8 protein-coding genes are annotated in these 10,485 nt (G+C 68.4%); 3 read left to right on the top strand and 5 right to left on the bottom strand.

Going from position 1 to position 10,485, the window contains the following annotated elements:
• The first annotated feature begins 121 nt into the window (after positions 1-121).
• Positions 122-853 (top strand): hypothetical protein, encoded by a 732-nt coding sequence (locus tag Q0L11_RS03815; RefSeq protein WP_296595523.1) that lies wholly within the window; start codon positions 122-124, stop codon positions 851-853.
• A 47-nt stretch (positions 854-900) separates the two neighbouring features.
• Positions 901-2,517, top strand: coding sequence for a GMC family oxidoreductase (locus Q0L11_RS03820; RefSeq protein ID WP_296595524.1), 1,617 nt, complete (start codon positions 901-903; stop codon positions 2,515-2,517).
• Here the strand turns inward: Q0L11_RS03820 and Q0L11_RS03825 are convergent.
• The 5 genes from Q0L11_RS03825 to Q0L11_RS03845 form a co-directional block, all read right to left on the bottom strand.
• Positions 2,514-3,455 carry a cation diffusion facilitator family transporter gene (locus Q0L11_RS03825; RefSeq protein ID WP_296595525.1) on the bottom strand — a complete coding sequence of 314 codons (942 nt, stop codon included), beginning with the start codon at positions 3,453-3,455 and terminating at the stop codon, positions 2,514-2,516. The two genes, Q0L11_RS03820 and Q0L11_RS03825, sit on opposite strands and share 4 nt — an antisense overlap.
• Positions 3,456-3,813: 358 nt before the next feature.
• Positions 3,814-5,421, bottom strand: a complete 1,608-nt coding sequence (locus tag Q0L11_RS03830) for a hypothetical protein (protein WP_296595526.1) — start codon at positions 5,419-5,421, stop codon at positions 3,814-3,816.
• Positions 5,418-6,116 carry a hypothetical protein gene (locus tag Q0L11_RS03835; protein WP_296595527.1) on the bottom strand — a complete coding sequence of 233 codons (699 nt, stop codon included), beginning with the start codon at positions 6,114-6,116 and terminating at the stop codon, positions 5,418-5,420. Before Q0L11_RS03835 ends, Q0L11_RS03830 begins: the two co-directional genes overlap by 4 nt.
• 300 nt (positions 6,117-6,416) lie before the next feature.
• Positions 6,417-6,890, bottom strand: a complete 474-nt coding sequence (locus Q0L11_RS03840; protein WP_296595528.1) for a hypothetical protein — start codon at positions 6,888-6,890, stop codon at positions 6,417-6,419.
• 143 nt (positions 6,891-7,033) lie between these two features.
• Positions 7,034-8,623: a ShlB/FhaC/HecB family hemolysin secretion/activation protein gene (locus Q0L11_RS03845; protein ID WP_296595529.1), complete on the bottom strand. Its 1,590-nt coding sequence runs from the start codon at positions 8,621-8,623 to the stop codon at positions 7,034-7,036.
• A 347-nt stretch (positions 8,624-8,970) separates the two neighbouring features.
• Here Q0L11_RS03845 and Q0L11_RS03850 point away from each other — a divergent pair.
• The coding region (locus Q0L11_RS03850; protein WP_296595530.1) for a FecR family protein at positions 8,971-10,485 on the top strand (1,515 nt) is incomplete at its 3' end.

Consider the following 10,485-nt stretch of genomic DNA (forward strand, 5'->3'; position numbering starts at 1 on the left):
CCGGCCTCGATCTCAACGTCCGCAACTGGCGCTAAAGCGACGTTCGTCGCGAGGCTCTCGCGCAATAGACAGCGGCAACGCATAGTGTCTCCCGGGGCGCGTCGAGAGACAGAGGTGCGGCATGGGTTCCGCTGCGAACGAAGATCGCCGAGCGTCGCTGGAGATCAACCAGTCGGATCTTCAGGCCTACGTGGCGGGGGAATTGCCCGAGCGACGGCGACGGGAGGTCGAGGGCTTCCTGGCCGCCAACCCGGACCTCGCGGCGCGTACCATGACCGCGCTGCACATGTCTGGCACGGCGGGCCGACGGCCCCGCGCGCGCGGCTGGATCGCGGCGATGTTCGGCGTGGCGGTGCTGGCGAGCGTGGGCTCTGGGGCGGCCGTCTGGGCCGCCGGCGGGGGACGGGACCTGGACGGCTGGCGCGAACTGGATGGTGACAACCCGCCCGACTATGTCGAGGACGCTGCGGAATCTCGGCAGGCCACCCGACTGCGCGAGACCATGGCCTCGCAGGTGGAGACGACGCAGTTGGACGCACGCGAGATCCATCGGGCATTGGACCTTCCGCTGCCGCGCCTGCCGGCGACCTGGAAAGTCCGAGACGTGCAGGTGTTCCCGACCGACGACGGCCCGAGCGTCAACCTCGTGCTGGACACCGAGCGGGGGCGCGTGGAGCTGTTCGCGGTCAAGGTGCGCTCGGGGACGACGGAGCGTCCCGAAGTGGCGCGGCGGGGCCGGGAACTGGCGGCTTTCTGGGAACGCGGGGATGCGGCCTACGTGCTCAGCGGGCCACAATCCCTCTCCGACTTGCTTTCGGATGCGTCCACCTTGGCCCGGAGCGCGAACCTATAGAGCTCCGCCGTGTTGGTGGCGCACGGCAAACATCCTACCTGCACAACATGCATCTGGACCTCAACGACGCTCAGTCTCCCCAGGCCCTCCTGACCGAGGTGTGCATCGTCGGATGTGGCGCCGCGGGCATCACCGCCGCGCGCCGGCTCCTGGAACTGGGTCGAACCGTCGTCCTCCTGGAAAGCGGAGGGCTAGACTACGAGAAGGCCGTGGCTGGGCTCAACGCGGGCCAGAACGTCGGGGAGGCCTATTATCCCCTGGAGGAGTCGCGCCTTCGCTTCTTCGGCGGCACGACGGCGATCTGGGGCGGCCGCATCGCGGAACTCGATCCCATCGACCTTGAGCGGCGCGAATGGGTGCCGAACTCGGGTTGGCCGATCAATTGGGCCGAACTCTCAAGATACTACGCGCCGGCGCGCCGGATCTTCGGCGAGCCGGAGACGGCCGCCACGGTGAAGGACCTTGCCGCCGCCGGCGTCTCGTTGCCGGGGTTTGATCCGAAGAGGATAGAGATCGGCCTCTGGACCTTCGACCGCCGATTCGATCGCTTCGTCTTCGACGCCTGCGCCGACTTGGTGGAGCACCCGCGCTGCACGATCGTGACCCACGCGACCGTCAAGAACATCGCGCTCGATCGCGGCGCAAAGGCGGTCCGCCGTCTGCAGGTGCGCTCCCTGAAGGGACGAGATCTGACGGTCACGGCCCAGGCCTTCCTGTTGGCCGCGGGAGGGCTGGAAAACCCCCGTCTCCTGCTCGCTTCGAATGACGTCATGCCTCACGGGATCGGCAACACCTACGACCAGGTCGGTCGCTACTTCATGGAGCATCCGCATGCCCGGGGTGGCCGTGTGGTGGGCGCCAAGGCCTGGGCGCTGCTCAAGGCGTTTGGGCGGAGCCACGTCGCCGGTGCGCGCGAACTGGCGGGCCTCCTGAAGCCCAGTCCCGGTGTGCAGGCCGAGCGGCGCATCCTCAACAGCTCGCTCACGATCGCCGCCCGCCAACCCGCTAACGCCGCGCCGAATTGGGGCATGCAGGCCTACATGTCGCTGAAGCATGGCATGGCGCCGTCCCGTCAGGGACGAGCGCTATGGAAGCTGACCAAGAGGGCGACCAAGTGGGTCCAGCGGCGCACGGACCCCCTCCGCCCCTGGCTGCTGCACCGGGCCGGGCTTCGCGACCTGACGCTCCTAGTCCGCGCTGAGCAGTCGCCGAACCCGCTCAGCCGTGTCGTGCTCACCAATCAGCGCGACGACCTGGGCGTGCCGCGGATCGCGCTCGACTGGCGGACGACGCGGCTGGACGTCGAAAGCGTGACCGGGCTCGTGAGCGCCCTCGACGAGGAACTGCGCCGCCTGGGGCTGGGCCGCGTGCAGCCCGCGGACTGGCTCGCGGATCCTGACGGCGGCTGGCGTACAGATCCCCTGATCAGCGCCCATCCCATCGGCGGCTATCACCACATGGGCACGACCCGGATGGCGGATGATCCGCATCAAGGGGTCGTTGACGCCACGGGCCGTGTGCATGGCGTCGAGAACCTCTACGTCCTCGGGAGCTCGGTCTTCCCGACCTCGGGTTGGGCGAACCCGACCCTAACGATCGCTGCGCTGACGTTGCGAACCGTGGACCGCTTGGAAGCCCGCCTCGCGCGACAGCGCGCCGCCTAGGCTTCGGCCTCGTCGTTGCCCCGGCGGTCGGCGTCGAAGCTTTGGGCCTCGATGAAGACCTGGCCGATCTCGGGGTAGGCCTCACGCAACTTCCGCTCGATGCGGGTGACGATCCGTTCGACCTCGCCGGCGGGCAGGCTGTCTTCGAAGTCGAGGCTCAGGGCGACGAACACCTCGTTCGGTCCGAAGTGCATCGTCCTCGCCTGGTTCAGGCCGACGACACCAGGTTCGGCGCGGGCGATCCGGTTGATGCCCACCCGGGTCTCGTGGCTGGCCGCCTCGCCGGTCAGCAGGCTCTGGCTTTCGGCCGCGAGGAAGAAAGCGGTCACGGCGAGGATCCCACCGATGAGCAGCGACGCCACACCATCCAGAACGGGCATGTCGAGCGCCTCGCTCAGGAACACGCCGAGGAGGGCGATGACCAAGCCCGCAAGGGCGGCCGTGTCCTCGAACAGGACGGTGAAAACGGTCGGATCCTTGCTCGACTTGATTTCCGCGATGATCGATCGGCTGCCGCGCTGTTGGTTGAAGGCCTTCAGGGCGACCAGCCAGACACCCCCTTCGAAGACGATGCCGAGCCCGAGGACCAAGTAGTTGACCCAGGCGTGCTCGATGCTGTGCGGATGCTTGACCTTCTCAAGGCCGTGCATGAACGACACGATCGCGCCGACGCCGAAGATCAGGACGGCGACGACGAAGGTGTAGAAGTAGAGCTGCAGTCCGTAGCCGAATGGATGCCGCGCATCTGCGGGCTTGGCCGCCCGCCGGAGGCCAAATAGCAGCAGCAGCTGATTGCCGGTGTCGACGACGGAATGGATCGCCTCGCTAAGCATCGCGGCGCTGCCGGTGAAGCCGGCGGCGGCGAACTTGGTGAGCGCGATCGCGGTGTTCCCCGCCAGCGCGGCGTAGATGACGGTCTTCGATGTGTGGGAGGCCATGGGCGGCGGACACTACGAAGCGCTCGCACTTGCCGCAATAAGGGGGCCGCCAAACGCGGAACCGCCCCCCAACGAGCCAGGCGAGCCCTTGAGCCTCCCGCGCGAACGTCCGCTCTCTGGCCCGACCTCTATGTCAGCTCATGGCGCAAAGGTGACCACCGCGCGCTGATCTATCAGGATGACCCTGGGTCAGGGATCGCGGCAAGCGCGTCGCCCCCGTTGGTGAGATGCGTGGTGGCGGCCTCGAAACGCGCCGTTCGATCTCGGCGGCGTCGAGGTCAGATCCTTGGGCTGCCTTCGTCCACGCGATAGCGCGCGTAACCGCGGCTGCGGCCGCCCAGGCGACGCGGGTCTGGCCTTAGGGACATCGATAGCCGCGATAGGCGCCCAGCTTGGGAGGCGGGCTGGCCAAGGATTCCCGCACCTCTCGGCCGGAACTCATCGTGCGCACGAGGGTCTCGCCGTCGCGCCGTGTCGTGAAGGTCTCTTTCGACCCCTGGCGCTCGATCGAGCCCGAGCCGGCGGAGTTCAGCGTCTCGACCAGATTCGCGCCGTCGGCGTACAGATACTGCAGGCTAACCCCGGGCTCGACCCAGCAGGTCCACAACACCAGCGCTCCGCGCGCGTCCATCACCTCATAGCCGGCGTCACGGCGCTGGCCCCATTGGACGAGATTGGGGGACTCGGCGCTCAGGGACAGCCTGTAGGGCCTTGACGGATCGATCCGGGTCACGGCGAAGATATAGACCGCGTCCTTGGGCAGTACAGCCTTGAGCGTCGCCGCGCCTTGGCCGCCGGACGTCAGCATTTCCGCGCCTTCCGGCGTGAAGATCGTGACGCCGAGGACGCCTGTTCCGGTCACGGCGGCGGTCAGCACCGCGCCGGCCTCGCCGATCACGCCGTAGAGCTCGGTCTTCGCGCCAGCCGGGCGGGACAGCGTCTGGCCGAAATCCATGACGGTGATCCCGTCCGGGAGCTCCAGCTTAGGCAGGACCGCCGGCGCAGGCGCCTCGGCCGGCCCAGGCGCGGGCTGGGGCGGTGGAAGAGCCTGGGCGATCTGCACTGCCGCGGGGGGCGGCGGGGCGAAGGACGGGGCGCTCGTTCCGTCGCCGATCGACAACAGATAGGACCCCACCTTCTGCGGCTTCCGCGTGAACAGCGCGATGTAATAAGGCCCGTCCGTGGGCAGCACATACCGTAGCGGAGCGTCCCTGGCCGGGCCCTGGACCACCATCTTCTGACCCTTCGCTCCGGCGCGGATGCCGACCTCCAGGTCCGGGATGTCGGTCTGCAGCTGCAGCGTGACCGTCTGGCCGGCGACGCCGGTCAGGACGAACTGCTCAAATCGCCAGCCCGGCAGGCCGTTGAAGGCCCCATTGGCGAGGTCACTGGCGATGAGCTGACCGGGCTTCACGGGAGTCGGGTTATTGAAGCTTTCGGCAAAGGTCGGCGTGACCTCGACGCGCTGGCCCTGCGCTGCGACCGCCGTCGGCCTTGGCAGGGGCGCGGGCGACGGCGAGTCGAACGACGGCGCGCTCGTCCCATCGCCGATCGAGAGTTGATAGGCGCCGAAACGCTGGGGGCCCTTGGCTTCGACGATGATCCAATACCTCCCGTCCTTCGGCAGGACGTAGGTGATCGGCTGGCCGGGGCCGGGCTGGAACACGGTCTTGCGGAGGCCGAAATCCGCGCCGAACGACATGGAGATCGTCGGGATGTCGCTCTTCAGCCGAAGGTTGACGGTCTGGCCGGCCTTGCCTTGCAACTGGATCAGTTCGTAGCTCCGCGCGGGCGCCAGCCAATACTGATCGACCTCGGAGATGTGGCTCGAGATCGTCTGTCCGACCCGCGCCAGGATCGGGTCGCTCGCGGGCGTCGTGCGGGTCGCTTCGATTTCGACGAGCTGGGCGTGGGCCGTGCCCGCGGCCAGCGCCGCCAGGCCCACCAGCAAGAGGGCGCGGATCATTGGGCGGGCCCCCGGCGGCGGCGCTCGTCCATCACCTGCTTGATCCGCCGCTGCATCTCGGCGTCGGCCTGCGCGCCCTTGGCGGCGGCCTCGGCGCGCTTGCGGTCCTGGGCGGCGAGATCCTTCGCAACCTGCTCGTCGAACGCCTTGCGGAAGTCCTTCGCCGAGGTGTCCTCCTTGATGATCAGCGCGGCCGGCGGCGGAGCCGGCTTCGGCGGAGGCGGCGGAGCAGGTTTGGGCGGCGGCTTCGGCGCCGGCGCGCCCGGCTTTTCCGGCTCGGGCGGCTTCGGCGCCCTGTCGGCCGGGATCATTCCCATGCCTTCCACCCAGATAGGCCGCGCTCCTTCCGGCAAGCCCTTGGGCCAGGGTGCCTCCTGGATGACATAGCCGTGCTTGATCCGGGCTTGGATCGCGAGCTCCGGCGTGTCTTCGGGGACGCAGCGGATGTTGTGATGCTGCGGGTAGATCGGAAGCGCGCGATCGCGGATGTAGTTTTCGAAGTTGTTGAACATCTCCTTCCCGTTCGTCTTCACGACCGGGAGGCCGGTGGCCACGGGCTCGCCTGACGTGAAGAGGTAGCAGGCGATGTAGAACACATCGTCGGTGGTCGGCTTCCATCCCCTGCGTTCGGCCGACGCCGCCGATGGAAACCCCAACAGGAGGCTAAGGCCCGCGACCAGGATTCGACGAAACATCCCCACGCCCCCGCGCAACTGAACTCCCGTACCTAGCTTGACCTTGAGGTCCTGAACGCCAGATGTATGGGAACCTTAGAGGATCTCGACTAGGGCCTGGACGCTCGTGGCCGAGTGGTGCGCCGCCATTTCGCCATCTCGGGGTAGGTGAGGCGGATCTCCTCACCGGCCAGGCTCAGAATGTCTAGTTTCCGGAGCCGAGCCGATGACCGCTCCTGGCGCGTCGCGGCTATCGAGTGCCAGAGGTCGCGGCTATAGACCTCGCGTCGGCCTTCAAGGATTTTACGCCCCGAGGAATCGCTACTTTAAACTCAGCCCGATCAATTCGAGCAGCATCCGCAGCCAACGAAACGAATGCCCCTCCCGCGCAAGATCGAACAGCTGGGCTGCGTTTGCCTTGAGGAAGTTTACAATCGAATTGCCGAGTCCAGATGCGCTGTCGCCGGTCCAGCGAGCCGCCATCTTCGGCCATTCTGAGCCGTAGTGTTTAAACCCAGCGATGACAACTCGGCCCATGCTAGCGAGCGCACCGCGCAGCCATCGTAAGCCTAACGCGGTCGCGGCCGGGGATGGCGGCGTCGATGTGTTAGCCACAGGACGGGCTACTTCACTGCTGAGCAACTGAGTGTCCGAGTCGAAGATATCTTCGCTCGTCGCGAGGCGGTGGAGTAGGGGTGCGACTAACCGCTTCCTCATTTCGTCTAACGCAGCGAGGTTTCCCACATAGACGTCGAGTTCGCGAGCAAGAGCCGATACGTCCGGAAACAGGCTCATCCGGACCCCCGACCTCGACAACCAAGGCGGGGGCGGAGGTGCGGCTCGGCTCTGTCGCATAAACCCCCGGCGGTCGACCGGCTGGGGATTCGGTCCGTGGTCGCATCGGGGGTCGCGGCGGCGGGCTGGCCGCCTCCGAGAGCTCAGAACCAGGCCCACAGTGAGGCGAAGGCCCGCCAATCCTTGTCCCGGGCCTCGAAGGGCGTGCGCGTCAACGGGCGGGCTGCCTCCAGCCGCATCGTGAGGCGCCCGTTGAGCGTCAGCCTGGCGCCTGCGCCCGCGGACGAGAAGGCGGCGGACCGGCCTCCGAAGGCGGTGCGCTTGTTCCAGACCTTGGCCGCGTCCACGAAGACGTAGGTCTGCAGGAAGCTCACGGGTGATCTCTGAGGCGCAAAGCCGTAGCGGAACTCCGCCAGACCCGCGACGCCGCTGTCGCCGGAGATCTCGGCGTAGTTGTAGCCTCGGCCGTAAGGCAGGCCGCCTGGGGCGAACTCTTCCGACAACAGCAGCGGGTCAGGAGCCCACTGACCGTCGGCGGAGACGTAGACGCCCGCCCTTTCGCCCACGTCGCGATAGTGGCTGACGCCCGCGTTGAACTTCCAGAACGACCCATCGGCGTCAAAGCGGGAGTTGTCGAAGCCGACTTTCCGTGTCGCCCCCAGGATCTCCAGACCGCGCGAGACCTGCAGATAGCCGCTCAGCGAGCCGTCGCCCCGGCCACGGTCGGCCTGCAGAGAGGCGCGCAGCACGCGCAAGTCGTCCGCGTACGCGGCGCCGTTGCTGAAGGCCTGTTCTACGTGCCGCCCATCTAACATCACCGAGGCCCACAAGGACTCGCGTCGTCCTCGCACGATCGGATGGGTGATCCGCAGGCTGGCGGCCTGGCTCTGGGTCCCGACGTTGTTGTTGAGCGGCGTGGTTCCCTGACGGGACCGCGACGCCGACGCGGCGCCGCGGATCCGTGAGCCGCCCGGCAGGGCGGCGGCGTAAGACACCTCGCCTTGCACGAATTCGCCAGGGTCGTCGGGGACGGTCAGCACCGAGAGAGCGAGTTGGTCGCCCGGTCGGGCCAGGCTGTTGCGAGCGATCCGGGCGTTGGCCTGGACCGGCCCGACGGACTCCGTGCCGCGGTTGTCGACATAGAGACTGCCCGTCCAGCGTTTCAGGCCGGCGGCGACCACCAGCCGATGCCGCGCCGGATCCTCGATGAACGGCTCGATGCTCGAGCGCGGCTGCACGCCAGGCAGGTCGGCGGCCAGGGTGAGCCGTCGCTCGAGGTCGGTCAGGCGCAGCGGCCGCCGGTCGGTCAGGGGCGAAAGGAGCGATCCAAGCGCCGGGGCCGCGTCGCCGCTGATCTTAATCTCACCGATGTAGCCCTCGTAGACCCGGATGCGGGCGTGCCCACCCGGCGCCTGCGGGGGAACCACGGCGCGCGTGAGGAAGTAGCCGTCCGCGCGGTACTTGTCGGTGATCGCCTGCGCAATCTTCACGAGGTCTGCCACCGTGACCTCACGAGCAAGGTAACCGGCGTACAAGGGGGCAAAGTCCCGCAGCGGATAGGCCGTGACCCCATCCACCGTCAGAGCGGTCAGCACGAACGAGGGCGGTGTCGAAGCGTCCGCGGGCGGCTGCGCCGCCGCGGGCCCGGGCCCTGCCGCGCCCAGAAGCCCGGCCGACAGCGCCAGGGCGACCGCCCGCAGCGGCCGTCGTTCACGGTATGGGTCGTATGCCACTTAGCAAATGATGTTCTGGATTGAGTTGGAGAATCCAGCTTGAGCCGCACAAATAAAGCGAGCCTTAACGAAGAATAGAAACCACGTCTCTTATCTCTAGATTAGACCAATTCGTTTATATGTCGGCAAGCTAACAAAGGGCCCCTGGGCCTTGAGAGGGTTTCTGCATGCCGCTTGTTCGCGCTGCCATCGCGGCCACATTCACGACGCTTGTCACCTTCGGATTCAGTTCCGCTCTTGCGGCCGACTGGACGTTGGTGGAAGTCAATGGCGTCGTCCGTGTGACGGCTCCCGGGAAGGCGCCGGCCCCTGCCGGCGCGAACCAGGTGGTCCCAGTGGGAAGCGTGGTGACGACTGCGGGCGGCGGCCGCGCCGCCCTGTTCAATGGCGCACAGCGGATCACCCTCGGCCCGAACAGCCGCATGACGGTCGCGCCGGACTCGAACGCCGGCATGACCCGGGTCATTCAAGATCTCGGGTCGATCCTGTTCCAGGTGGACAAGAAGCCTTCGCAGCATTTCCGCGTCGAGACGCCGCTGCTTGCGGCCATCGTCAAGGGCACCACGTTCACGGTGAACGTCGAGATGGGCGCCGAGTCCGTCCACGTGGCCGAAGGCCTCGTCGAGGTGCGCGCCAACCAGGGCGGCGAGGCGCGGGAAGTTGGCGCCGGCGCGACCGGCAGTGTGGCCCGTGACGCGCCGAACCAATTGACGGTCCAGGCTCCCCGCGCCGCGGTGGACGACCCGGCCCCCGCCCAGGTGACGGCGCTCGACTACAACCTCGTGTCCAGTGGCCTCGTCGAAGGGCCGGGCGGCGCCGGCACGGGCGCGGGCGCTGGCGTCGTTCAGGCCGCACAGGGCTCGCCCGCCAGAGCCGATGGGCCGTCGGAGCAAGCCGGTCTTCCCCGCGAGCCCGCCGCCGCCATGAACGCCGGATCGGGCGCGCCCTCGAGCGCAGACGGCTTCCAGGTCGCTGAAAGCGAGCGCCCGACGAACGGGAACGCCGGAGGCAGCGGAAACGGCTCTGGCGGCGCCAGCGGTAACGCGGGCGGCCAGGGCAACGGCGGCGCGAACGGGAATGCTGGCGGCAACGGAAGCGGCTCTGGCGGCGCCAACGGCAACGCCGGGGGCCAGGGCAACGGCGGCGCGAACGGGAACGCCGGAGGCAACGGAAACGGATCTGGCGGCGCCAACGGCAACGCCGGCGGCAACGGAAATGGCGCGGGCGGGGCCAACGGCAACGCCGGGGGCCAGGGCAACGGCGGCGCGAACGGCCGCCAGGGCAACGGCGGCGCGAACGGGAACGCCGGAGGCAACGGAAACGGATCTGGCGGCGCCAACGGCAACGCCGGCGGCAACGGAAATGGCGCGGGCGGGGCCAACGGCAACGCCGGGGGCCAGGGCAACGGCGGCGCGAACGGCAACGCCGGCGGCAACGGAAACGGCGCGGGCGACGCCAACGGCAACGCCAGGGGCCAGGGCAACGGCGGCGCGACCGGGAACTCTGGCGGCAACGGAAACGGCGCTGACGGCGCCAACGGCAACGCCGGGGGCCAGGGCAATGGCGGCGCGACCGGGAACGCCGGCGGCAACGGAAGCGGCGCTGGCGGCGCCAACGGCAACGGCGGCGGCCAGGGCAATGGCGGCGTAAACGGGAACGCCGGCGGCAACGGAAACGGCGCTGACGGCGCCAACGGCAACGGCGGCGGCCAGGGCAATGGCGGCGCGACCGGGAACGCCGGCGGCAACGGAAACGGCGCTGACGGCGCCAACGGCAACGGCGGCGGCCAGGGCAATGGCGGCGCGACCGGGAACGCCGGCGGCAACGGAAACGGCGCTGACGGCGCCAACGGCAACGGCGGC

This window comes from Phenylobacterium sp., assembly GCF_024508875.1.
GTDB lineage: Bacteria > Pseudomonadota > Alphaproteobacteria > Caulobacterales > Caulobacteraceae > Phenylobacterium.